Here is a 25,845-nt window from a genome sequence, read left to right as displayed (position 1 = left end):
TTTGGCTGGGAATAACATTAAAGGTATAACAGTCGAAATAAATGGAGATACAGGGCCTTTAGACAAGGCGCTCAAGGGAGTAAACAAAACAAGTAGTGATTTACAGTCTCAATTAAAACAAGTAAATTATCAATTGAAGTTTGATCCCAAAAATACAGTTTTATTGCAACAAAAACAAGAATTATTAGCTAAAAGCGTAACGAATACAAAAGAAAAATTAGTTTCACTAAAAAGCGCAGAAGCACAAGCTCAAGAACAATTTGCAAAAGGTAATATATCAGAAAAGCAATATCAAGCTTTACAAAGAGAAGTAATTAAAACAGAAAGTCAGCTTAAAAACTTAGAAGTACAAGCACAGAAAAGTAATTCATCATTGAGCAAAGTTTCAGAAGCTTCGGGAAAAGTTGCAACAAGTGCCAGCAGAGTTGGGCAAGCTACTACACCAGCTACTTTAGCAATTGTTGCATTAGGTGGAGCGGCTGTAAAAATGGGTTCAGATTTGATCGAAAGTACTAATAAAGTCGATGTTGCGTTTGGAAAAAATGCAAATGAAGTAAAAACATGGTCAGATACTACGCTTGATAAGTTTGGTATTGCCAAGGGTAGCGCTTTAGAAATGGCTTCATTGTTTGGTGATATGGCCAGCGGTATGGGTATAAATACAAGCGAAGCCGCTAAAATGTCAACTAAATTAGGTGGATTAGCTGGAGATTTAGCAAGTTTTAAAAATATAGGATTAGATCAGGCACAAGATGCGTTAAAAGGAATATTTACAGGTGAAGGTGAAAGTCTTAAATCGCTAGGCGTAATCATGTTAGACAGCACATTAAGTGCGTTTGCATTAAGCACAGGTCATAAGACGTTATTTAAAGATATGACACAAGCTGAAAAAGTACAATTAAGATATGCTTATGTATTAGATAAGACCAAGAATAGCCAAGGTGACTTTGCAAATACAAGTACTGGTGCAGCTAACAGCGCAAGAATAGCAAGCGAGAGTATAAAAGAAGCTTCTTCAACTATAGGAGTCATATTAGCACCGATATTAGCAAAAGTAGCTCAATATATTGCAAAATTAGCAAAAGAATTTAGTGGATTGAGCGAAGGAACAAAAAAAACAATATTAGCTATATTAGGAATAATAGCGGTAATAGCACCATTAGCATTTATAATAAGCAGCATTGCAACCGTAGTTGGAGCAGTAGTCGCGGTAATAACTACAATTAGTGGGACAATAGCAGTATTAACAACAGGAGTTGCAGCAGCTACACCGGCTGTTTCTGCATTAGTAGCGGTAATAGGTTTTATAACTGGACCAGTCGGTATTGCAATAGCAGTAATAGCGGGTTTGGTAATTGGATTTAAATTATTGTGGGATCATTGTGCACCTTTTAAAGCATTTTGGCTTGACCTATGGACTAATATCCAAGCCATAACCAAAACTGTAGTTGATGCACTAGTTGGATTTTTTACAGTTACAATACCAATGGCGTGGAATGGTTTAGTTACATTTTTTACTGGTATACCTGCATGGTTTAGTAATTTATGGACAAGTATAGGCACTGGTGCTACGAACGTATGGAATGGCATTAAAACATCTATAAGCAATGTATTAACCAGTATAAAAACAACGTTATCTACAATATGGGCAGAGATAGTTGCAGCAACAATGATAATACTTAATCCACTTATACAAGGCGTAATTAACATATTTAATAGTTTAAAAGGTGGTTTAACAACAGTATTCAATGGATTAAAAACATTTTTTAGTGGTGTGTGGGCAGCTATTAAATTAATTTTTTTAGGCCCGATACTTTTAATATTAGATTTATGCACCGGAAATTTTGGAAAGATTAAGACCGATGCAATTTCAATATTTAATGGGCTTAAAGCAGCCTTTACGCAAATATGGGCAGGAATTAAATTAATATTTACTGGAGTAGTTACTGCAATAGCAAGCTTTTTATCATTAATGTGGAGTGGGATAGTTAATACAGCTAAGTCTATTTTTAATGGATTAAAAACATTTTTTAGTGGTTTATGGTCCGGTATTAAAAGTTTAGCTATAAGTGCATGGAATGGTTTAAGTTCAGGTATTATTAGCATATGTAGTGGAATTAAAGCAGGGGCAATCAATATTTTTAATGGCATTCTTAACTTTTTTAGAAATTTACCTGGAACGCTTATGAGCCTAGGTATAAATATGTTTAATGCTCTTAAAAATGGAATCACAAGCGTACTAAGCACACTAGGTGGAGTTATTAGAAGTGGCTTTAGTAATGGAATTGCATATATAAAAGGATTGCCAGGAGAAGCCCTTACTTGGGGTAAAGATATGATAGAGGGAATTGTTAATGGAATAAAAGGTGCAGCAGGAGCGGTAGGCGATGCAATAAAAGGAGTTGCACAAGATATAAGAAAGTTCTTACATTTTTCGGTTCCAGACGAAGGGCCTTTAACAGACTACGAATCATGGATGCCTGATTTTATGAACGGACTTGCAAGTGGAATTAAAGATAATAAAAAGGTTGTAACTGATGCAATATCCACGGTTGCAAAAGGAATTTCAGACAGCATTACAACTAATTTATCAAAAGTATTTGATACTGTTATTACAGACAGAACAACAGCTAAACTTGGGGCTTATACTATGCAGAGTTTAGCAAGTGGAATACAAAACAATGTAGGACTGGTTGAAAAGGCTATATCTACAGCAGTAAAAGCAATCACTGGGTCAGATATGAAAGAAAAAATAAACACTTATTTTAATAACCCAATGTTGTCACTAGATAGTGACATGGCAAGGCTTGCAATAGATACAAATGATTTAACAAAGAATTTAGAAAATCAAAAAAATTCTCTTTTAGATGCACAAGATGAAGTTACCCTATTAACAGCTAAATGGCAACAAATAGGGTACCAATTTGGATATGCTTCACAAGATTGCATAGATGCTCGTAAGGAATTAGATTCAGCCACTTTAGCGGTTATAAAAATGGGCCAAGAGGTTATAACTACTACAGAATCTATAGCAAAGGCAACAGAGACAGAAACAAATAACCTAGCTACTGGTTTAACTGGACTATTTACTAACATAAAGGATGCTTTAAAAGAAAGCTATGCAGATCAACAGAGCCAAGCAGAAGCGAATGTTAATAAGCAAATAGCTAGTAATACAGCTTTAAAAGATAGTAGTTTAGCAACTATAGAGACTATTTACAGTGCTAGAACTGCCTCGCTTGATGCAGAGTCTACGCAATACGATATAGCTAATCAAGATTCGGCAGATAGCACGAACGAATCAGAATTAAGAAGACAGTTAAGCATGCACCTGGGGGCAACTAAGAGAAAAGAAGTCCAGGCTCAATTAGATACATTGCTTAAAACAAATGAAACTAGAAAATATAAGGAAAGTATTACAGCACAGAAAGCAACTTTAGCAACACAAAATGTAGCAGATAAGGCAGCGGTAGAAGCTACAGCAACAGCAAATTCAGCTTCATATGCAACTCAATTAGACAATATTAAAACTTTTTACGCTAATAAAACTACAGAAGCAAATTTAAATGCAGAAGCAGAAAAAATGATAATTAGCGATAACCAAAAAGAAATAACAAGTTTACTTACAAGTTACGGCAAAGATTACGCAGTAGCAGGAGCGAGCCTTGGTGAAAGATTAGTATCTGCATTTAAAGATCAATTATTCGGACTAGCAGACGCGGTAAATGGTGTACTTAATAATATTAATAGCAGTATAGATATGTCCGCAGTAACCGGAACAAGTAATGCAGTGCCTATATCAACAACAGTTTCATCAAGTAGTATTTCAGATAGCATAGCAAACGCTTTAAGGAGTTCGGCAAGTTCCAATAATTCATCAAATAGTAACCTAACAATAACGGTACCAGTTAATTTAGATGGCCAAACTATTGCAAAAGTAACTACACCGTATTCAGAAAGTATAAATGGAAATAGTTTAGCGTTAAATAGGAGGGGATTATAAATGTATGAGATAACTTTTAATGGCAAACACAGCTACAGTGATTACGATTTATTTATTATAAGCAAATCCATACAACCTCCTAGTAAGGATAAAATAAAAGTTCCAGTTCCATTTATGAACGGTGGTGGTTGGGACTTTTCTACAGTTGGTAGTAATGGAGAAATTGTATACAACACAAGAGAAATAACAATAAAATTTGGTATAGATTCTAACAATGTAAAACAATTATATGTTAAATATACTAAAATCTTAGCATGGTTGCAAGATACAGGGCAACAAAAATTAATATTTGATGATATTTCAGATTATTACTTTATGGCAGAAGCTGAAACACCACCAACATTTGCAACTTTTATAATGTTGGGAGAATTAGAAGTTAAATTTGTTGCAGATCCTTTTAAAATTGGTGTTGATTATGCTGTAAATAATTTATGGGATACGTTTAATTTTGAAGAGGATTATATGCAAACTGGTGATTTTGATGTTGTTGGTACAAAAACAATAACTTTATATAATCCCGGAAGGCTAGTAATGCCTATCATTAATGCAAGTACTGCAATGAGTATTATTTATAATTCCAAAACCTATAATTTGTCTATGGGAGATAATAAACCCTATGGCTTAAAATTAGCAAACGGAGCAAATAACATAACTGTAAATGGCACTGGACACATAAAAATATTATTTAGAAAGGTGAGTTTATAATGTATAAAATAAGCATATTTAACAAAGGTGTAGAAACAGTTATACATTATCCTGATACAGATAAAACTACACCAAAAATATTAGTCCCACATTTAAATAAAAAAAGAGGTCAGGCTGGTAGCTTGACCTTTACTATTTACCCAAATAATCCTGCTTATAATTTACTAACAAGAATGGCAACTTTGATTGTGGTTACGGATATTAGGGACGATAAAGAAGTATTTAGCGGCAGAGTATTTACAAATAAAAGCAGTATGGATGATAAGGGATTTAAAAAAGACATAATTTGTGAGGGCGAAATGAACTTCCTTCACGATACCGTTGTAGATTCTGTAATTTATGAGGAGAAAACTCCTATACAATTACTACAAATATTTTTAGATGCCCATAACTCAAAGGTTGAAAATTATAAAAAAATATATTTGGGTAATGTTGACGTTGAAGACTGGTTATTTTGTACGACTGCACTTGAGACAACCTTAGAAGCAATCACAAAATATGTATATAACGAACAATTAGGGTATTTACAATTAAGAAAGGTGAATGGAATTAAGTATTTAGACTATTTAAAAGCAACTACAGATAAAATTATTGACGTAGTTTTAAGTCAAAATATGCTTAATTTAATTCAAACAGATGCTACAGATTTTGGTACTAGAATTGTGCCAGTTGGAGCAAATTCATTAACAATTGAGAATGTAAATAATGGTTTAAATTACTTAGAGGATGCCGAAGCGGCATCAGAATATGGGATTATTTATAAAACTGTAGAGTTTAAAGATGTCGATGATGATGCAGAACTTAAAAACCAATGTTTATTACAGTTAGATAGCTACACAAAGCCAAAAAAATCACTCGAAGTTGGAGCAATAGACTTAGCAACATTATCTGATACAAGTATCAATATGATTGATGAAAATACGTCGGCACATATGGTAAACGAAGTTATGAGGATTGATGAAACTTGGAAATGCGTGGAATACGATGTGGATTTAAGCGTAGTGTGGAGCCCTAAGTTAACTTTAAGCAACAAAGGTATTACACTGACTGGAACTTTAAGTAGCATTATAGGCTCGATGGTGACTAATGATGGTGATTATAATGGTGTGCAGATCGGCGATAGCTTTGGTTTGAGAATTAAAAAAGGCTTAGCAAAAATACTTTTAAATGCAACAGAAGGGATAAGCATAACTAATGGAACTAAAAAAGTATATTATTTGGGTTTAGATGGCAACGTCGTAGAACATGATGTAACTGCAAATGATATGACTGCAAATAACGGAACGTTTAATAATATAAAAGCTATAGATATGACAGCAACTAGAGGTGTATTCAACGATATAGTTGCGAACAACGGAACTTATAATAATATTAATGCAATGTACATGATAGCTACTTTAATGCGTACCTCAAATGGCATGGATTATATGTTGTTCCATGACCAATTTATTGAATTTTATCATGATGGAATTTTGCGAATGAAGGTAGGATTTGACGGTATAAATAATTATGCAGGAATAAAGTTATATGGTGGAGATGGGCTAAACGAGGTTGGTTCAATAACAGCAGGGGGGAATTCACCAACACTTCAAGGTAATTGGTCAGTAGAAGAGGGAAGTGGCTTATATATGTATGGTAACACAAATTTAGCAACGCAAGAATATGTAAATTCTCAAATATCAAATATGTGGCAACAAGCTATGGGCATATTTGCAACAAAATAAAGAGGAGTGAGTTAAATGGAAATTAAAGAAAGTACAAATTTAAATTCAACTTTATCAATTACAAATGCAGATAAAATGATAAAACCAGTTATAGCTATAAGCTCAAATTTAATAAATGGTGGGAATAATTTAAACTTGAATTTTACAATTACGGATGCAATAAGCATAGTAGGAAATGAAGCATCGGCTCAGGTGGAAATGGATAGCTTCATGAATGCTTTAAGAACAAAAATGAAAGAATTAGGTTATTTAATAATTATATAAAATTTATTTGAAAGGAGAATAACTCAAATGATAAATATACCAGATCTAGTAGCAAAGATAAGAGCGGCAGTTTTAGGGGTAGAGGTAAAATTAACTATTGCGGATGGAATTGAAGCCATTAACACAGTTGTAGAAGATACTACAGCAAGGCAATTGGTTGTAGAAGATAAACAAACAGCAGTAGAAGTTAGGCAAGATTTAGCAGATAGCAATGAAATAATAAGAAAAACAAATGAAATTGGTAGAATAAACGTAGAAGGAGAAAGAGTAACGGAATTTAATGGCATTAAAACAGAGTATGATTCTTATAAAAATGTGATGATTGCCGAAAGTAATGTGGCGGCATTACAAAATGGGATCAATAAAAACACGTCAGATTTGGCAAATAACACGTCACAACTAGACAGTTTAAATACCAATAAAGCTGATAAAACAGCATTAGTTACTTCTAACTTAAATATAACAAATAATACTAATGCAATAAAGTTAAAAGCTAATCAAGAAAGTTTAGATATAACCAATGCTACAGTAACTACAAAAACAGATAAAGCTTACGTAGATACACTGGTACAAGCAATTGCTAGTGGTGCTCCAAGTACAATTTATACAACTTTAGCATTGCTTAAAGCAGGCATACCAGCAGGCAATACTAAATCATATTTAACTACAGATGGAAACTGGAATTACTGGAATGGCTCGGCTTGGGTAGCAGGAGGAGTTTATCAAGGTACAAATTGGCAAGAAGGAATTAATGCAAGAACTGATTTCAGAGGAAAAGTAAGCGCTACACTGAAAGATAGTATTATAGGTAATGAAGCCATGTTTTATAACTCATTGAAATTTGAATTGTCTGACAATCTTTACAATGGGGTTAGAAATGAAAGTATTAGCGCTACAGGAGCGATAGAAAATATAGGGATTACTGATATTTATTCTACTGATTACATTAAGGTATTACCGAATTCCCAAGTTTATACCAATGCAAAAACATTATCGGGGATTAATCCATATAGTTTATGTGTTTTCGATATAAATAAAACATTTATTGGAGCTATAACTGTAGATGATAACGGTCTATGTTTTTTACCATATAATGCAGTTTATATACGAACAAACGTAAAAAATGGGAGTTTACAAATTTATGATAACGGTGCATTATTTATAAAAAATTATATACCTAAAAAATTAATAGAAAGTTTGAAAGCAAGCACAGAGATTGAAACATTACTAGATTTAAAAAATAAAAATTTATACGATGGAACAATATCTATTGGGATAAGGCGAGAATTTTTCGGTGACATAATAAATACAAGTAGTGATTTTGCAATGTGTAATTTTATAGAAATAGTACCTAACTCTGTAATTACACATAATTTGTATAATTATTATCCTGCTGGTGAAATTGTTAGTTGCAATTTTTATGATGCAAATAGTCAATATGTTTGTTCAATGCGATCATCAACTGCTAATTTTACTACACCATCAAATGCCAAATATGTTGTATTTAATCTCAAAGTATTGGCTGTTAACTATGACGCTACAGGTGGATTTGAATTGTATTGCAATAATATTGATGAATCAGGTATTATCAATGACGTTCAAAATTCAAAAATTGACATTGCGAATTTAAAGCAAATAATAGGTCTTGAAAATGGTAAAGAGATTATCCACGTTTCAGATTTTTATGATGGCATAAAAACTGATAGTCAAGTCATTATTGATTGCTTAAATTTCTGCTCTCTCTTTGGAAAAAGAACAATAATATTTGACCAAAAAGATTGGAATATTGATGAAGTAATATTATTAGAGTCTGATACGACTATTATTGTTGATGGATGCACTATTAAGCAAAAGGATAATGTGTTTGATAATGTATTTAGAGGTAACAATTTAACAATAGATCCATCAAACCCATATGGTGCTGCTTTGTCGGTTGCAGATATAAAAAACATAAAAATACTTGGAATAAATAACGCTAAGATTATTGGTTGTAATATTAATAAAACTGGTGTAAACCCTATAAAACAGATAAATGAATTAATGATTGGTGATGTATGGGGATGGAGAACACTTCAAATATCACTTTCAAAATGTGATGGGTTCGAAATAAGTGGATTTGCATTTACACAACAGAGGTGTTGGGCAATTGGCTTAGATAAATGCAGTAATGGAAGTGTACATGATTTAAACATAGTATCCACACGAATAAATGGTGATGGAGTTGACCTTCGGGCAGGGTGTCACAATATAGATATTTATAATATTACTGGGCAAACTTGGGATGATGGAGTTGCTTGCTCTGCTTTAAGCCTTGGTAATTATCCAGTTGGAGGTTGGGCTTATCCAATGGAACCAACAAATGGTTTAAACGCTTCTATGAATATAAGAGACTTAGATATTCATGATATAACAATATCAAATATTACTCTTGGAGGTGTTGTTGCTTCAACACATGATGTTATTCTATTATGTGCAAACGGCTTGAGAGTTTATAACATCCAAGTTAATGACATTATTGAAACAAATGTTGGAGTGAGAGAAGCAGTTATCTATATAATAACTGGTTATGGTGGTGGCTATGTAGATAATGACCTAAATAGCATTAGAGTTAACAATGTAGTTTCTAAAATTGCTACGAATGCGATTATGTGCAACGCTAAAGTAAATAACATGATGTTTAATAAAATTAAGCAAGAAAAGGTTGGTGGAGCATTAAGTAATATAACTAATATGGATGGTATAACTATTACAAATAGCTAATTAAAACAATCAATTAATTCTGTTCATCCCAGTGTTTAATAATAGTAAAGTTGAGCAATATGACTATATATGGTATATTTAGTAACGGAGGGGTGAACAGAATGAAAAAAAGAAATGAAACTTTAGATATTTTAAAAGGAATTGCTATTTTGTCAGTTATACTTGGACATGCTGTCCAAAGAGGTCTTGTTTACAACTTTGATAGTACAATAATATGGAGGGTAGTATATTCTTATCATATGCCCTTGTTTGTATTATTATCAGGTTTTACTTTGTATTTAAGTAATCCAACATATAATTTTGAATGGGTAAAAAGGAAGTTTTACAGATTAATAGTTCCTTTAATTTCTTGGACATTATTAGTTGAGCTTATGTGTAACTTCCAGTTTACTGGTCTCAAACCATTTACTATATTTCCTAACTCATTTTATGAATTCGCAAAAAAATCTATTTTGCATCCAGATTGGGCATTCTGGTTTTTGTGGATCATATTTATATTCATGTTGACATTTTATTTTATAGACAAGATAACTAAAAAGTACAATAGTATTCGACAATATCAAATGATATTTTTAATTTTTATAGTGATTTTAGTTTTTAAGGTTTTTAATTTACCACAAGGCTATTTTGGAGTTGCTGATGTACTAAACTATTTCCCAATATTTATATGTGGATATTATTTATCTAAATATAAAGATTATATTTTTAAATATGTCAAATATACATTACTACCATCGGCTTTATTATGGATAGTGCTTCTTAACAAATGGGATAGTAATGATAGCATTGCACATAAGTATATTATGGCAATTGTAGCAATGATTACAGTTTATTGTTTAGTAAAACTATTAGAAAAACAGCTGAAATGGTTAACTTATTTTGGTAAAAGGTCTTTAGAATTGTACGTATGTGAATCAATATTCCTTAATATAGGGATAAGCAGTGGTTATATAAGAGTAATTTCTATATTTATTACTGCTACAATATGTTCACTCTTATTTGCTAGGATACTAAAGACTAACAAATACACTAATTTCATTGCGTTTGGTTCATTTAAAAGTGAAAACAAATTTAGAATTAAAAAAATAGTTACTTCAACATAGGAATATAAGACGTCACATTAATGTGACATAATACACACTAGTATACACTCGTTGCAATGAATGTTGAATATAGTATATAATGACTTCTTAGGGGGTAATTACATATGGTAGTCAAACGACAAAACATGAGTGTAGATGAAAAAGTATATGCAGATTTTTGTAAATATGCAGAGAGAAAAGCTATTAAAGTTAGCACCTGGTAACTTTAAAAATGAGAGAGTTTGTGAAAGAAGAAAAAGAAATGGAAGAATTTAAAAATTCAAAAAAGTAAGGCATCCATAAGGGTGTCTTTTAAATAAAATAGCAGGTAATTACTTTCTTTTATAGAATAATAGTACTAAAGGGAGGTGATGAAAATGAATAGCCCATTAACACTTGTAGATAAAGCTCAAATAGCATCTGCTGTAGCTACTGCTTTTGCTGCTTTTATGGCATTGATCACAACCATTCAGAATAAAAATGCTAATAAAAAGATAGATAACGAAAGAAATGCTATGATTAAACCAATATTTTTAATAAGCAGCACATTTGAAGATAGAATTGAAAGAAGTATAGAAGTTACTTTAAAAAATATAGGGTTTGGTACATTACTAGATATAAATTCATTTTGGAAAGGGTCAGATGGGATAACAACAAAAGTAATTAAACTACATAATGATCCAAGTTCTGATTATAAAATTATTTTTAATTATGCAGCTTGTACTTTGGATAATCGAAAGCTTCAAGGAAAATTATTTTTAACTTATCATAATATATTATGCAAGAGATATGAGGAACAAGTAGATATTGAAATAGAAGAAAAATATGTTGATATAACAGAAGAATACAATCCAATTCTTAAATCAATCAGTGATAAAATATTCTCATAATATTTATTAAGAGCAAAGAACATGATTATATATGGTGGCACACAGACAAAACATGAGCATTGATGAAAAAGTGTATGCAGATTTCTGTAAGTATTCAGAGGAAAAAGGTATTAAAGTTAGTACCTGGGTAACAGTAAAAATGAGAGAATTTATTGAGGATGAAATACTTCTTGAAGAATTCAAAAAGAATAGGAAATAGAAAGGGGTTAGTAGTATTGAAAAAAATTGGTGCGGTTGGATTCATACAAATCATATTGATAATAGCTATAATTGTTTTACTGCCAGTATTTATAAATTGCAAGATAGATTTAAATATACTTGCAGTTATTATAGCTATACTAGCCCTTTTAGTCCCATTATTAAATGAAGTAAACAAAGCAATCGATGCTAACAGAAAAGTATGTATATTTAGGGTAACTGCAGAAATGTACAATACTAATTTAGGCGAGTTAATTGATAAAACGGTTAATGAACTTAGACAACAAAATAAAATAATTGATTCAATTAAAATTATTGATGATAAGAATCGTGGTCGTTCGTTTAGTGAATTAATTATTATATATCATTAATAAAAATGGAGCTTATGGCTCTATTTTTATGTTTGAGAATAGTTGATACGCAATAGTAACAATCCGTCACAACTAGTTACAACTAAGTCATACCAACGGTTACAGAGGTTCAAAAAGCGACTTGGAATATAACCCGACATAACTACAAAATAAAATAATCAAATTAAGGCACTCAATTTTGGGTGTCTTTTCTTATGCAAAAATATTTAAGGAGGCGGATCATGTAATGTAAATCGTTAAGAACTATTAAATAAAAAACATATAAAAATATAGTGGGGGTTATAAAAAATGAATGAAAAAGAAATATTCAATACAATAGTTGCATTATTAGGTAGTGCATTTGCATTTATATTTGGGGTTTGGGATACAAGTTTAGAAGTATTGATATTTTTTATATTTATGGACTATGTTACAGGCGTTTGGGGTGCAGCAGTTCTTAAAAAGATTTCTAGTGAAATAGGAATTGCAGGTATATTTAAGAAAGTAACAATATTAATAGTTTTAATTATGGCTGTATTGCTTGATAGGTTAATTAATAGTGGCACATGGGCATTCAGAACGCTTGTATGCTATTTTTATATTGCAAATGAAGGAATATCCATATTAGAAAATGCAGTTATTATAGGTATACCAGTACCTAATAAATTAGTAGAAGTATTAAAAAATTTAAAAACTAAGGAGGAACTAAAATAATGAGCAAAGATGCAATAAGAGGTGGTCATAATTTTCAAGCCATTGGCGCAAGCGCATTAATAGATGAAACTACAGAAGATCGTAAGGTCAAAGATGCTGTAATAAAATATTTAAGACTAGGAGGAGATACAGTATTAGATGTTACGCCTGGAAACTGTGATGTAAGTTCTGACCTTTCTTATGGTGTAGATGCAGCAAATAAAGCGTTAGTAAATTTATTTGCATCTATACATTTTAACAAAGCATATGACTCTTATGTTGGAGCAATTGGAAGTGAAATATGGTTAAATCCGAATAATGCTCAAGCAGTAAAAATAGCGAATAGGATTCTAGCAAACTTACATTGTTTAGGTTTTATTAATAGAGGGCTAAAAGATGGTGTTAACGATGAACATTTATATGATGTTAAGCAACCTACTATGACAAGTATGATTGTAGAAGTATGTTTTGTTGAAGCTGACGAAGATGTTAAGCTATATAAAAAGTTAGGTGCTGATATTATAGGTAAAGCAATTGCAGAAGGTATATTGGGCAAAACTATAGCTTCTACCGTTATCCCTCCTACTATTATATTTCGTAAAATCTTAAGGGTAACTAAGCTGACTCCGTGTGTAGGATTGAGTGGAGAACTTGTTAAAACTTTTAAAGTTGGTGATATGTTAACGGCTGTAAATGAAGATAAAAATTGGTGGATACTGTTAATTGGGAGTGTATCTAAAGCAAATTGCCAAGAAGTAATAAAAACTACTGTAAAAACTGTTGCCTCACCTATTACAAATGTAAGCCAAGTTGAAACAGCACAATACGGTATAGTGACAGCATCGACATTATTTGTGAGAGATGGTCATACTTTGACTAGCACAAAATTAGGAACCTTAGATAAGGGAACAAAAGTTAAAATCGACAAAAAAATAGACGATTTTTACAGTATCTATTATGGCGAACATGGTGGGTTTGTTTATGCTGATTATATAACGTTACAATAATATATTAAAATAAAAAATAATTTCTTGGAGGAATGTAAAAATGCAAAATTTATTAAATGCAGGTACAATCTTAGGTGTAACTTTTGGAGTAGGAGCTGCAGTATTATTTTTAATGCCATTTTTAAAAAAGAAAAATATAAAAGTAGATGAAGTAATAAAAAAATTAGATTCAGTTCTTGATGGAGCAGATGCAGCTATTATTGTTGCAGATAAGATCTTGCCAGTTAATCCAATATTAGATGTTTTAAAAACATTAGAAAACTATACTCGTATAGGAGTCGACCAAGCAGAGCAATTGTGTATTGATAGTAAATTAAGCAAAGATGAAAGAAATGCAAAATCTAAAGAAACTACTTATGCAGCATTAAAATTATTAAAAGTAGAAGTTACACCAGACGTTGAAAAAATAATAGATGGAATTATTGAAGCGGAGGTATTAGCGTTGGGCCATAAAGATTTAACAGAAGCAGAAAAACAAGCCCAATTGCAACAACTCCAAACACAAGCAACTCAATTGCAAACAGATAATACACAGTTAAAGCAAACAATAACAAAGATACAAGGGGCGGTACAAGTAGCAGCAGTGCAATAAAAAACACCTCAGGGAATAAAATCCTTGAGGTGTTTTTTGTTTTTTGTTGTTAACCCTAATTCTTATAATAAAGGATTTTTGAGAAGTCCATAGAATATATATTAAAGAGAAACAAGGGGGAATTTACGTGTCAAGTTTTACTTTAATTATGTTTTTAATTGGAATATTAGGTTTTATAGTTTCATTGATTTGGTTACTTATTAGTGTTATAAGAAAGAAAAATTCTAAAAAGATATTGAAAATATTTGGTGGATTTACAGCACTAATTATGCTTTCAATATTGTTTAAACCAGGTGTACTGTATGGAAGAGAAAGTGGATCATCAGTAACTACATTGGAAGCACCAATTAACGAAAAAACTGAATTTGAGAAAAAATCAACCGCAGCTGCTAAAATTACACCAGAACAAGCATTGAAAAATAAGAAAATTGAAGAAGCCCAAGCTATAAAAGATAAAGAAACAGCTAGACTACAGTTAATTGAAGATGAAAAAGTTGCAACTGCACAAATTAAAGCAGATGCACAGGCTCTAAAGGATGCAGAAGCTAAGAAAACAGCAGGCAAAATGACAAAAGCTAAATTTACAGAGATTCAAAATGGAATGAATTATGAAGAAGTTACAAAAATAATAGGTGGCCCTGGTGAAGTACTAAGCGAATCAGGCACCAAAGGAGATGCATATTATACAGTGATGTATCAATATGAAGGTATTGGAAGTATGGGGGCTAATTCAAACCTTATGTTTCAAGGAAATAAACTAATGAATAAAGCTCAACTGGGATTAAAATAATAAATCAAAATGCCTATAAAAATAAGAGCTTGGAGAATATCCAACGCCCTTATTTTTTGTATTCAATTAAATTTCCTGGGGACGAGTTTAGTGCTCTACTGAATTTGCATAATAAAGATAAATGAATATCGTATTTGCCTCTTTCAATTTCACTTAAAAAATTCCTACTTATACCCACTTTGGCAGCTAATTGCATTTGTGTCATTCTTTTAACCAATCTTTTTTCTCTTATTCTAAGTCTATACTCGTCCATGTCTTAATTATACAAAGCACTGATACCAATGTATATAGGTAAGTTATTCCACTTGCAATCACCTTATGGTTCTTGTATGCAATTACCATTAAATTTATAATTGTGCAAGGGTGATAAGATGTTAGTACATAGAGAAAAAATAAGTAATTCAATAGAAAAGGAATTATACATAAAGTTAAAGGTTCTATCTGCAGAAACAAGAATTCCAATATCAAAGTTATTAGATGAAGCAATAGAAGACCTTTTATCAAAACATTCTGCTAAAAAGTAGAGTGTTTTGTTTTTTTTGTAGTAATTTAGTGCGAAAATGTCGAATGTGTCGGGGAGCTCGACACTACTTAGGTTTACAATTAGTATGTGGTAAATAATAATAAATACCTGATAATTAATAAAATTATAAGAACATTACTCAGACAATAATACGAACAAGTGTTCTTTACTTTTACAATATATCATGCTATTATATACCATATAAGAGCATAGATGGTAGACGTTATAATTACATAATTACCTATATAAAGGGGGATAAAAAACATGAAAGAAACAAAAGAAAATGAGAATAATGTTATGATTTCAAAACGTGAATTTCTACAATTTAAAAATGTAATTGAGCAAAATTACAAATTAAAAGAAGAAAATATGTTTTTTAGACAGCAGCTTAAAGAAATCCATAAATATTGCCAAGATACGCTGGGGCACATAGGTTAATTATATAACTAAAGACTGGATGAAAGTTCAGCCTTTTTATTTGACGTCAAAAATTCGTCAAAAATAGTATTCAAAATATAACAAGTTATAGTACACAATTTTAGACAAAAACAATTTTGAATGGCTCCGTTGCATATTCTTGCTAGAAAATTCAAATATACAGTTACACTTCAATCTTACAGAATTGTAAGATTAAATTTTTATTTGTAAGTGAAGTGACATGGAGTGCAAGGGATACCAGTTGTATAATATGGCTATAGTGATTTTTAAAAAAATACGTGTGGTGATGCTACGCGAGATGTAATGAGGAGAGATATAAATGGAGATTTTAAAGGTAAAAAACTTAAATAAAACATATGGCACCGGTGAGAATGAGGTGGAGGCACTTAAAAATATAAATTTAGTAATAAATAAGGGTGAGTTTGTAGCAATTGTTGGTGCATCAGGTTCTGGTAAAAGTACACTTCTTCATTTGCTCGGTGGACTTGATAGACCAACCTCTGGAAATGTGGTTATTGATGGAGAAAGTATTTATGATTATAAGGAAGAAAAACTTGCAGTATTTAGACGTAGAAAAATAGGTTTTGTGTTTCAGTTTTATAATCTACTTCCTATTTTAGATGTAGAAGAAAATATAGCTCTTCCAGCATTACTCGATAATGATAAAGTTGATAAAGTTTATTTAGAGGAGTTAATCAAGGTGCTTGGTCTAAGTGAGAGGAAAAATCACCTTCCATCGGAATTATCAGGTGGACAACAACAAAGGGTATCAATTGGTAGAGCTGTATTTAACAAGCCATCAATAATACTTGCAGATGAACCAACAGGAAATCTTGATACTAAAAATTCAAAAGATGTTATGGAATTATTAAAGTTTACGGCTAAGAAATATAATCAAACGCTAATACTTATTACACATGACCTTAATATAGCCAATATGGCAGATAGGGTCATTACCATTGAAGATGGTGAAATAACTACGGACAAAAATTTAAAAGTTAATTAGGGGGGAGGTAAAAAGATGATAACTAGTTATAAACAGCTTACAGGGAAATATTTAAAGAAAAATAAGAAAAGAACTATACTTACGATCATTGGAATAATGTTATCAGTTGCACTTATATCAACAATAGGACTATTTTTTAAAGGAATGCAGGATGCAGAGATACAGGATGCTAAAAATAATTATGGTTCTTACCATTTAGTATTTAAAAACACAAATGCAAATTTAGTATCTAAAATAGTTAATAACCCTAAAGTTTCAAGGAGTGGATCTTTTACAATAAAAGAGAGAGTAAAGATAAATGATAAATTGGTTGCTGACATAATAACAGCAACAGATAAGGCATTAGAACTATTTCCTTATAAAACTAAACTTGGTAGATTTCCAGAAAAACAAAATGAAATTGCGGTAGAGCAGTGGGAATTAAAATATATTAGTAAAGACGCTAAATTAGGTAATAAAATTAAACTTAACAATAAAGAATATAACCTTGTAGGTGTACTACAAGATAATATAGATAGCCAGATGAAGGGTACCGGAATAATATTATTGAAAAATAATAACATAGTTATGCAAAAATCCATGTTACTTGTGGAAATAAGTTCAAAAACGAAGTTAAAAACTGCACTAAATGAATTAAAGCAGTTAGGAGAGAAAAATTCTGTTATAGGAAATGAAGCCTTGATACAACTACAGGGAGCAGGGGATGCCGGTTCTGGAATGGAAGGATTACTTGGAGCATTATCTATAATTATTGGAATAGTTGTAATATCTACGATAGCTGTAATATACAACTCCTTTCAAATAAGTGTTGTGGAAAGAATTAAGCAATTTGGACTTTTAAGAGCAATTGGAACTACGCCAAGGCAAATTAGAAAAATTGTGTTAAGAGAAGCAACAATACTAGCAGTAATAGCTATTCCACTAGGGTTAATATGTAGTCTTATTGCTATAAATGGAATAATTTTAGCATTTAAATTAATAGGTGCAGATTCAGTTATTCCTATAAAAATTTCAATATCACCTATGGTTTTAAGCATAAGCGCAGCAGTGGGACTTTTTGCAATATATCTATCAGCACTCGTGCCAGCATATTTTGCAGGTAGGATTTCACCACTTAATGCGATAAGTGGTAGAACTTCTATAACAAAGGAGAAAATAAAGAGAAGAAAAAATAGAGTAGTTCAAAAAATATTTGGATTTGAAGGAGCACTAGCAACTAAAAATATAAAGAGAAATAAAAAAAGATACAGAATAACTGTTTTTTCTATAGTGATAAGTGTGGTGTTATTTGTTACATTTAAATCTTTCATGGATATGTCACTGAATATATCAACTGATCTTAATGAATCAAAAGACGTTCACTTTTCAGTTGTAGCAAATGGTAAAGATTCAGGAAAAACTATAATAGATAATAAATCAGAAAACAATATTAAAGCTATGAAATTAGTTGATAAGGTGTATAAAGTATATGATACACTTTCTTTTGATATGGCAATAAACAAAAATAGTAAGATCAATGAAGTGGAAAAACTTAAAAATATATATGGAAAAACATCTTTAGCTGGAGTGGAAAAAACTCTTATAGCAGGTTCTATTGTTATATATGATAAGGAGTCACTAGAGGTTTCTAAAAAATATTTGCGATCAGGGAAAATAGATATAGATAAATTAAACAGTGAGAACGGAGTAATTTTAATTGATAAGAATAGAGTCTACGATGAAAATACAAAGAAAGACTATTTTGGACCACTAGCAAATATAAAAGTTGGTGATGAAATAGACCTCCAAAAGGATGATTATGTGAAAGGGGGAACCGATACAAAGACAAAATTTGGTAAAGGAAAAATTAATAAAGTAAAGGTTATGGCAATCCTAAGTAGCGAGCCCTTTGACTATAGAGGATCCTCAAATGGGTTAAAGGTAGTTACAACTAAGGAAATAGGAGAAAAATTAAATGGTAATAAAAATATTGATACTGTGAACTTAAACATAGTTCTAAAAAATATAAAAGATGAGAATGCAGGGAAGCTAGGAATAGAAAATGCTATTAATTCAAACACATCTTTAAGGGTAATAAATAATATAGACAATAATAGAAAAAGTAAATCTACAATATTAATGGTTAAAATATTATTGTATGGATTTGTATTGGTAGTTTCCTTAATAGGCAGTGTTAATATTGTAAATACGTTAACAACTAATATTATCCTTAGAAAAAGAGAGTTTGCTACATTAAAATCTATTGGCTTAACTCAAAAGGGGTTAAAGAAAATGATAGTACTAGAAGGACTTCTATATGGAATGGTTGGTGCGATTTATGGCTCGATTATAGGAGCGGGAATATCATTTCTACTATTTAAATCCATGGGGGATTTTAGAGAATTTGGGTGGATGGTTCCTTGGCAGGCAATAGGTATTGCAATAGTAGCATCTCTAATTATTGGATATATATCTGTATTATCACCATTAGCAAGAATTAAACAATCAAATTTAATAGAATCAGTCAGAGAAGATTTTTAGAAAATTTATGACTTGTTTTTATTTATCAACCTTTTGCAGAGGTATAACTTAATATATTAAACAATTAAGTAACAATATCCCATTACTTTATGTTAATATGATATTGTCAGAGAATATTCATAAACATAAGGGGGACTTATAAAAATGAAAAGACGTATATTTACATTGTCATTATCATTGATTATGCTAATATGTACTTCATCAATTACAGCTCTAGCAACAAACAATACATCAATAGGACCATTGACAACAAAATCTGTATATGGCTTACTTCCAGAAAATTTAAGGACTAAAACCAGCGGTATTGTGGAATTAAAGAAAGGAAATATCAATAAGGCTAAAAGTTTTTCAACAAATGATTACGTTGATACGAAAGCTGTTGCAGAGGAAAAAGCTTTCCATATGACTACTGATTATGATAGTTTAAGTGTACAATATGCATTAATAGATAATGGAAAAATTGTGTTATCTGGTAATTCAGGTGTATATTCAAAAGAAAATACTAAAGCATTAACATCTCATAGTATGTATTGTATAGGCTCAGTTAGTAAGATGTTTGTAACAACTGCTGTAATGAAATTAGTAGACTCGGGTAAAATTAAATTGGATACTCCAATTACGGAATATATTAAAGAGTTTAAAATGGCAGATGATAGATATAAGAAAATTACAGTTAGAATGTTGTTAAATCATTCATCGGGCTTAATGGGATCTAGTTTTTCCAATACACTTCTTCTTGGAGATAATGATACATATTCCCATGATACTTTTTTAGATCAATTAAAGTTGCAACGTCTCAAAGCAGAGCCAGGTGCTTACTCGGTATACTGCAATGATGGTTTTACACTTGCTCAAATCTTAGTGGAACATGTGACAGGAATTGATTATACAACTTATATAACAAATACTTTTGCGAGTCCTCTTAAAATGGATGATACTAAGACACCAGTTAGTAAATTTGATAGAGATAGATTAGCTAAGACATATTGTAATGGGATTTCTAGTTATTTGCCAGCAGAAAATTTAAATGCTATTGGTGCAGGTGGGGTTTATTCAAGTGCAGAAGATTTATGCACTTTTGCAACAACATTTACTAAAAATTCAAATGGAATCATTTCACAAAATGCCATAAAGGCAATGGAGAATAAAGAATATTTAAATGGTATTTGGACAGACGATACCGATAATACATTGGGTTATGGACTAGGGTGGGATAGCGTAAATCTTTATCCATTTAATTTGTATAATATAAAGGCATTATCAAAAGACGGAGATAGTATGTTTTATCACAGTAATTTGACTGTTTTACCAGAACAAAATATGGCAGTGGCTGTTGTAACTTCTGGTGGAAGTGGTAGCTGTAATCAAGTACTTGCTCAAGAAATACTCCTCGCTGCATTAAAAGAAAAAGGTGTAATTAGTAAAATTAAACAAGATAAGACATTTGTAGTGCCGGAAAAAACAACTGTTCCAACAGAGTTGGTGAAAAAATATGAGGGCTTATATATATTACCTTCAGGATTTATCGATATCAAAATTGATAAAACAGGTACATTAAGTTTATCATCTCCTCAGGCACCAGAAAATGGGACACAAACTCTTGTTTATACAAAGGATGGAACTTTTGTATCCAGCGAAGGGTCGGCAAGCTTAAAATTTGTAGAAGAGACAAATGGAAAAATATATATGAAACAAACTGGTTATCAAAGTTTGAAGTTGTTAGGCCAAACAACATCAAATTTGTATATAGCACAAAAAGAGAATGTAAATAAATTAACAGATAGTGTTTCAGAGGCTTGGGCAAAAAGGGAGGGTAAGAAATATTTCTTATTAGATGAGAAATACTCCTCAATATTTATGTTATCATGTCCAAAAATACAAGTTAGTTTTACGAAAGGACTTGAAGGATATTTCAGATCAGATAAAATTGTAGATAATAATTCAGCTGTTGCCATCTTAGATGGGCCAGGAATGCTATCACGTGATCTAGTGGACTATACATTTTATAAAAAGGATAAATTTGAATACCTAAATGCAGGTGGTTTTACTTATGTTGAAGAAGATGCAATTGAAACTTTTCCAACAAAAAATAAATTTACATGTACAATTAATAAAGAGGGATATGGTAGATGGTATAAAATAGGTAATCAATCAACTGACAAGGAAATTACTGTAAAAATACCGAAAAAGGCAGCGTTTGCAGTTTATGATAGTAAGGGAGATTTAGTGAATGATTCTCTAATTACAAGGACTGAAAAAGTTACATTACCTAAAGATGGAAGAATCGTATTTTTAGGTGATGCACTGGCTGAGTTTAATATTGAATATAAGGAATAAGGGAGAAAAAAATTGATCCAGGTAGAGAAGATTATTAATAATCTTCTCTTTTTACACCCCTGGGGTGAGAGGTGAATTACATGAGTAGATTATTATTAGTTGAGGACGATGAATCATTGGCACTTGGTATAGAGTTTTCTCTAAAAGATGGGGGATATGAAGTTTTTAGAACCTCAACAGTAGAAGGCGGAAGGGACTTATTTCATAATGAACCATTTGATTTGATCTTATTAGACGTTAACTTGCCAGATGGAAACGGATATGAATTATGTAAGTACATAAGAGAAAGTAGTGATGTTCCTATTATATTTTTAACAGCTCTCGATGATGAGGTTAATATAGTTCAAGGTCTTGAAATTGGTGGAGATGATTATATAACAAAACCTTTTCGTGTAAGGGAACTTTTATCAAGAATAAAAGTTGCTATAAGGCGGAACTCTAAAAATATGTCCATAGAAAGCTTTATGAAAAGCGGAAGCATATTTGTTGATAATATAAAGGGAACAGTAAGAAAAAATGGGGAAGTCATAAATTTAACGGCTCAAGAATACAAGCTTTTATTAATATTTATGAATAAACCTAATGTTTTGATGAGGAGAGATGAGATATTGAGTGAATTATTAGAAGGGGATGATCCTTTTTTTGATGAAAATACATTATCAGTTTATATTAAAAGAATAAGAGATAAAATAGAAGATATTCCAAGGCAGCCAGAGTATATAGTAAATAAGCGTGGACTAGGGTATAAATGGAATAAAGATGTGGGGTAGATGTATGAAGAAATATTTTATTAATTCAGAACTTAAAATAAGTACGGTTACTTTATTATTTATAATGACTTTGTTTTTAATCATTACATCCTTAAGCTTAAAATCACATCATGATAACCTAAAGAATGATTACATAAAAAGTTTGGGGGCAATTGCGCAAAGGGTAGTAGCGAAAGACCCTAAAATGGAGAAAGAAATCATACCTCTTATTACAAAAGAGGTTTCAAAGGAAGAGGCTAAACGTGGAAAAGCTTTTTTAAAGGAGTATGGTCTAACGGAGGATTTGGAAAATCAACTTTTCCCATATGTTAGTACAACTATTATAAAAAATAGTTACTCAATTATATTAATTTTTATTTTTATGGCATCTATATTATTTGTACTCAATTATTTTCAATATAGTTTTTTCTATAAAAGGATAAGACAATTAACCATTGCTGCACAAAACGTAGTTGAGGGAGACTATGACATAGCTATTAATGAAAACCTGGAAGGGGATTTTTCAAAACTAGCAATTTCATTTAACTCTATGAGAGGGATTATTAAAAGTAATTTAAGTGAGCTCGGTTTAGAAAAACAATTTTTAGTAGATTTATTATCGGATATATCACATCAGTTAAAAACTCCATTATCATCAGTAATTTTATATAACGATATTATGGTTACAAAGGAGCTTACCCATGAGCAAAATGAACTATTTTTATTAAATAATCAAAACCAACTTGAGAAGATGAATCGGCTAATTAAAAATTTACTTAAGCTTGCAAAGCTCGATGCTAAAGCCATAGAAATTGTAAAAGAAGAACAAAGCTTAAATGGAACGTTGCATGATTCAATAGATTCATTAGAAAGTAGGTCAATTGAAGGCCAGGTTAAGATTATATTTAATGAAAAAGAGGAAATAGAGTTTAATCATGATGTTTTGTGGCTTCAAGAGGCATTTATTAATATTATTAAGAATGGTATAGAACATACTGCTCCTGGTGGAAGTATAAAGCTTATGCTTATGGAAAATCCATTATATACAAGGGTTACAATAGAGGATACGGGAGAAGGTATGACGGAGATTGATTTGCCAAATATATTTAAAAGGTTTTACAAAGCAAAGACCGCAAAGAGGAGTGACTCTATTGGAATAGGACTATCCATTTCTAAATCAATAATTGAAGCACATAACGGAATAATTGAAGTACGAAGCAAGGTAAACATAGGAACAAAATTTATTATCACTTTTATTAAATTCTAGCAAATATTTATAATTAATTTCCAGGTTGACATTGCTATAGTTCTGGTGTACTATTAACATAGTTCACTAGAACGTTAGCAACATGGCGAAAGGAGATAAAAAATGGTTACAGAATTTAATGACAAGTCGCCTATATACCTACAAATTATGGACATTATAAAAATGGATATAGTTATAGGAAAACTAAAATCAAATGACAAATTACCGTCAGTAAGAGAAATGGCAACGAACCTTAATGTCAATCCCAATACTCTTCAGAGATCTTACCAAGAACTTGAAAGACTTGGAATTGTTTATACCCAAAGAGGCACAGGGACATTTGTGGTTGAGAGTGAAAATATGGTAGATGATTTAAAAAGAGAAATGGCAAAGGAAGTTATTGATTCTTTTATACTTAGAATGAGAAACCTAGGTTTTAATGACAATGAAATAATTAAATCTGTTTCCGAAGAAACTATGGAGGTAAAATAAAATGGATAATATATTAGAGGCAAAAGAAATACGTAAATCATATCTAAATAAAAAGGCATTACGTGGGGTAAACCTAAATATACCGCTTGGAAAAATTGTAGGACTTCTTGGACCCAATGGTAGTGGTAAAACTACGTTCTTAAAAATTGCAGCGGGCATACTACATCAATCTAAAGGAGAAATTTTAATAGATGGGCATAAACCTGGTGTCCATACAAAGTCGGTAGTTTCATATTTGCCTGATAATGAGTATCTTCTAAAGTGGATGAAAGTAAATGATGCAGTGAAATATTTCAAGGACTTTTATTCTGATTTTGATGAGATAAAAGCAGAGGAATTATTGGTCTTTATGAATCTTGATAAAAACGATGCTGTAAAGAGTTTATCAAAGGGAATGAAGGAAAAGTTAAAGCTTTCATTAGTATTGTCAAGAAAAGCTAAGCTTTATATACTTGATGAACCACTTGGTGGTGTAGATCCTACTGCTAGAGAAAAGATACTTAATGCTATAGTTAATAACTTTAGTAAAGAGAGTTCCATGATAATTACGACTCATCTTGTAAATGATATAGAACGCATTTTCGATGACGTAGCATTTATATCTGAGGGAGAGATAGTGCTTGAGGGCAATGCAGAGGAATTACGAACCAGTAAGAAAAAGTCAATCGATGAATTATATAGGGAGGTATTTCAGTAATGTTTAAACTTGTAAAATATGAATTAAGAGCAAATTTTCTGACTATAATTGGTATTTGTATAACAGTTATAGTTGCTAGCCTCCTTCTTATGACCCAAAAGGGGACTTGGAGTAGTACCGCTATACTTGCATTATCTGGGTGCTTAATTATTGGATCCGTAATAGTAATATTTATAGCTTCATTAAAAATAATGAGTAAATATTTGCATAATGACTCGGGTTACTTGTTATTTACACTACCACAGTCTGGCATGTCAATAATAACATCAAGGCTGTTAGCTTCACTAATTCAAATATCAATTATTGTTGCTGTATCTTTTTTTATGTCTTATTTGACGCTAACAGACAAGATAGACTTTAGTTTTTTGGCAGATATTAAGCCTGGTCTAATATTATATAGTATAATTAATTATGTAGGGGGTATCATTTACTTTTTAACTATTATATACTTTTGTATGGTTATCGGAAAAATAGCCTTAAAGGGTAAAAAAATAGGCAAAATAGGTTCCTTTGTAATTTTTATAATTTTATCTATAGTGATAGGTTGGTTATCTAGTAAAATTACAAATTTATTACCTCAAAATTTGAATTTTAGTGATTTTTCTATAAATACGACTAATGTATTGAATTTTGGTACTACAGCATCAGAGTCAGCTTTTAATATTAATTTAGCTGGTGCTATATTTGATATTATTGTTTTTATTGGATTATTTATGGGCACCTCTTATCTAATAGATAAGAAATTAGATCTTTCATAGAATTATTTAGATTATAATCTC

24 protein-coding genes are annotated in these 25,845 nt (G+C 31.1%); 23 read left to right on the top strand and 1 reads right to left on the bottom strand.

The annotated features are described in order from the left end of the window. Nucleotide 1: 1 nt before the first annotated feature. The 13 genes from A7L45_RS16570 to A7L45_RS16515 all read left to right on the top strand — a co-directional run bounded on the left by A7L45_RS16570 (nucleotide 2) and on the right by A7L45_RS16515 (nucleotide 15,058). On the top strand, nucleotides 2-4,003 hold the full coding sequence (locus A7L45_RS16570; protein WP_071613816.1) for a phage tail tape measure protein: 4,002 nt from the start codon (nucleotides 2-4) through the stop codon (nucleotides 4,001-4,003). Further along, a complete protein-coding gene (locus A7L45_RS16565; RefSeq protein WP_071613815.1) occupies nucleotides 4,004-4,708 on the top strand; it encodes a distal tail protein Dit in 705 nt (234 codons plus the stop codon). Then, on the top strand, nucleotides 4,708-6,432 hold the full coding sequence (locus A7L45_RS16560; RefSeq protein ID WP_071613814.1) for a phage tail protein: 1,725 nt from the start codon (nucleotides 4,708-4,710) through the stop codon (nucleotides 6,430-6,432). Before A7L45_RS16565 ends, A7L45_RS16560 begins: the two co-directional genes overlap by 1 nt. Nucleotides 6,433-6,447: 15 nt before the next feature. Further along, nucleotides 6,448-6,696 carry a hypothetical protein gene (locus tag A7L45_RS16555; RefSeq protein ID WP_071613813.1) on the top strand — a complete coding sequence of 83 codons (249 nt, stop codon included), beginning with the start codon at nucleotides 6,448-6,450 and terminating at the stop codon, nucleotides 6,694-6,696. A 27-nt stretch (nucleotides 6,697-6,723) separates the two neighbouring features. Beyond that, nucleotides 6,724-9,456, top strand: coding sequence for a glycoside hydrolase family protein (locus tag A7L45_RS16550; RefSeq protein WP_071613812.1), 2,733 nt, complete (start codon nucleotides 6,724-6,726; stop codon nucleotides 9,454-9,456). A gap of 101 nt (nucleotides 9,457-9,557) precedes the next feature. Further along, the gene (locus A7L45_RS16545) at nucleotides 9,558-10,559 is read left to right on the top strand and encodes an acyltransferase family protein (RefSeq protein WP_071613811.1); all 1,002 of its coding nucleotides are present in this window, start codon (nucleotides 9,558-9,560) and stop codon (nucleotides 10,557-10,559) included. 356 nt (nucleotides 10,560-10,915) lie between these two features. After that, nucleotides 10,916-11,428 (top strand): hypothetical protein, encoded by a 513-nt coding sequence (locus A7L45_RS16540; protein WP_071613810.1) that lies wholly within the window; start codon nucleotides 10,916-10,918, stop codon nucleotides 11,426-11,428. A 52-nt stretch (nucleotides 11,429-11,480) separates the two neighbouring features. Further along, on the top strand, nucleotides 11,481-11,627 hold the full coding sequence (locus A7L45_RS23355) for a hypothetical protein (protein ID WP_169829547.1): 147 nt from the start codon (nucleotides 11,481-11,483) through the stop codon (nucleotides 11,625-11,627). Then, a complete protein-coding gene (locus A7L45_RS16535; protein WP_071613809.1) occupies nucleotides 11,599-11,997 on the top strand; it encodes a hypothetical protein in 399 nt (132 codons plus the stop codon). Before A7L45_RS23355 ends, A7L45_RS16535 begins: the two co-directional genes overlap by 29 nt. Before the next feature lie 288 nt (nucleotides 11,998-12,285). Continuing rightward, complete coding sequence (locus A7L45_RS16530; protein ID WP_071613808.1) at nucleotides 12,286-12,690, top strand: phage holin family protein; 405 nt, start codon at nucleotides 12,286-12,288, stop codon at nucleotides 12,688-12,690. Beyond that, nucleotides 12,690-13,676 carry an N-acetylmuramoyl-L-alanine amidase gene (locus tag A7L45_RS16525; RefSeq protein WP_071613807.1) on the top strand — a complete coding sequence of 329 codons (987 nt, stop codon included), beginning with the start codon at nucleotides 12,690-12,692 and terminating at the stop codon, nucleotides 13,674-13,676. The genes A7L45_RS16530 and A7L45_RS16525 overlap by 1 nt, the downstream gene beginning before the upstream one ends. A 40-nt stretch (nucleotides 13,677-13,716) precedes the next feature. Next, nucleotides 13,717-14,268, top strand: a complete 552-nt coding sequence (locus A7L45_RS16520) for a hypothetical protein (protein ID WP_071613806.1) — start codon at nucleotides 13,717-13,719, stop codon at nucleotides 14,266-14,268. 127 nt (nucleotides 14,269-14,395) lie between these two features. Next, complete coding sequence (locus A7L45_RS16515) at nucleotides 14,396-15,058, top strand: DUF3862 domain-containing protein (protein WP_207647742.1); 663 nt, start codon at nucleotides 14,396-14,398, stop codon at nucleotides 15,056-15,058. Between the two features lie 49 nt (nucleotides 15,059-15,107). Here A7L45_RS16515 and A7L45_RS16510 read toward each other — a convergent pair whose 3' ends face one another. Then, nucleotides 15,108-15,311 carry a helix-turn-helix domain-containing protein gene (locus A7L45_RS16510; RefSeq protein ID WP_084647495.1) on the bottom strand — a complete coding sequence of 68 codons (204 nt, stop codon included), beginning with the start codon at nucleotides 15,309-15,311 and terminating at the stop codon, nucleotides 15,108-15,110. Nucleotides 15,312-15,429: 118 nt separating this feature from the next. Between A7L45_RS16510 and A7L45_RS16505 the strand changes: the two genes are divergently transcribed. From A7L45_RS16505 to A7L45_RS16465, 10 genes are all read left to right on the top strand, one after another. Continuing rightward, nucleotides 15,430-15,582, top strand: coding sequence for a ribbon-helix-helix domain-containing protein (locus A7L45_RS16505; RefSeq protein WP_071613805.1), 153 nt, complete (start codon nucleotides 15,430-15,432; stop codon nucleotides 15,580-15,582). 263 nt (nucleotides 15,583-15,845) lie between these two features. Further along, nucleotides 15,846-16,019: a hypothetical protein gene (locus A7L45_RS23350; RefSeq protein ID WP_169829614.1), complete on the top strand. Its 174-nt coding sequence runs from the start codon at nucleotides 15,846-15,848 to the stop codon at nucleotides 16,017-16,019. Between the two features lie 319 nt (nucleotides 16,020-16,338). Further along, on the top strand, nucleotides 16,339-17,025 hold the full coding sequence (locus A7L45_RS16500) for an ABC transporter ATP-binding protein (RefSeq protein ID WP_071613804.1): 687 nt from the start codon (nucleotides 16,339-16,341) through the stop codon (nucleotides 17,023-17,025). A 15-nt stretch (nucleotides 17,026-17,040) separates the two neighbouring features. After that, nucleotides 17,041-19,545 carry an ABC transporter permease gene (locus A7L45_RS16495; protein WP_187350194.1) on the top strand — a complete coding sequence of 835 codons (2,505 nt, stop codon included), beginning with the start codon at nucleotides 17,041-17,043 and terminating at the stop codon, nucleotides 19,543-19,545. 144 nt (nucleotides 19,546-19,689) lie between these two features. Next, complete coding sequence (locus A7L45_RS16490; protein ID WP_071613803.1) at nucleotides 19,690-21,882, top strand: serine hydrolase domain-containing protein; 2,193 nt, start codon at nucleotides 19,690-19,692, stop codon at nucleotides 21,880-21,882. Nucleotides 21,883-21,962: 80 nt separating this feature from the next. Continuing rightward, nucleotides 21,963-22,652 (top strand): response regulator transcription factor, encoded by a 690-nt coding sequence (locus tag A7L45_RS16485; protein ID WP_071613802.1) that lies wholly within the window; start codon nucleotides 21,963-21,965, stop codon nucleotides 22,650-22,652. Nucleotides 22,653-22,656: 4 nt separating this feature from the next. Next, complete coding sequence (locus tag A7L45_RS16480) at nucleotides 22,657-23,898, top strand: HAMP domain-containing sensor histidine kinase (RefSeq protein WP_071613801.1); 1,242 nt, start codon at nucleotides 22,657-22,659, stop codon at nucleotides 23,896-23,898. A 102-nt stretch (nucleotides 23,899-24,000) separates the two neighbouring features. Beyond that, nucleotides 24,001-24,369 (top strand): GntR family transcriptional regulator, encoded by a 369-nt coding sequence (locus tag A7L45_RS16475; protein ID WP_071613800.1) that lies wholly within the window; start codon nucleotides 24,001-24,003, stop codon nucleotides 24,367-24,369. Between the two features lies 1 nt (nucleotide 24,370). Then, nucleotides 24,371-25,066 (top strand): ABC transporter ATP-binding protein, encoded by a 696-nt coding sequence (locus tag A7L45_RS16470; protein ID WP_071613799.1) that lies wholly within the window; start codon nucleotides 24,371-24,373, stop codon nucleotides 25,064-25,066. Beyond that, complete coding sequence (locus tag A7L45_RS16465) at nucleotides 25,066-25,824, top strand: hypothetical protein (RefSeq protein WP_071613798.1); 759 nt, start codon at nucleotides 25,066-25,068, stop codon at nucleotides 25,822-25,824. Before A7L45_RS16470 ends, A7L45_RS16465 begins: the two co-directional genes overlap by 1 nt. The last annotated feature ends 21 nt before the right edge of the window (nucleotides 25,825-25,845 follow it).

The organism is Clostridium estertheticum subsp. estertheticum (genome assembly GCF_001877035.1).
Classification (GTDB): Bacteria; Bacillota; Clostridia; order Clostridiales; family Clostridiaceae; genus Clostridium_AD; species Clostridium_AD estertheticum.
This window is presented reverse-complemented; position numbering and strand designations above follow the sequence as displayed.